The sequence below is a fragment of the Pseudomonas sp. SIMBA_041 genome (genome assembly GCF_046535095.1).
In the GTDB taxonomy this organism is placed as follows: domain Bacteria; phylum Pseudomonadota; class Gammaproteobacteria; order Pseudomonadales; family Pseudomonadaceae; genus Aquipseudomonas; species Aquipseudomonas mucoides.
The window spans coordinates 1-231 of record NZ_JAWRXJ010001018.1 but is presented as its reverse complement, the minus strand read 5'-3'; the positions used below and the strand labels follow the sequence as shown (position 1 = coordinate 231).

Genomic DNA, 231 nt, shown 5'->3' with positions numbered 1-231 from the left:
CCTGTAACCGTACTGTCGGCAAAAGCATCCCGCACCTGCCGCCCCGGAACGTCGTCCAACCGCGCCAGATGTCCTCCACTTCCTTCGGCAATGAACCCGCTACGACAGAAATCGTCCTGAAGACGATCGCGCCGCGCGCACCGCTCCATCTGCTGACGCGTTCGCGCCTGAGCGCGGTGGGACCGTCGTTCAACGACCAGCCGATCGTGCTCGTGCAAGCGCCTGCCGGCG

The 231-nt window shown here is 65.4% G+C and carries 1 protein-coding gene; it reads left to right on the top strand.

The window, feature by feature from the left end:
• A partial coding sequence (locus SB725_RS34190) for a hypothetical protein (RefSeq protein WP_410923825.1) occupies positions 1 to 231 on the top strand: 231 nt, incomplete at both ends.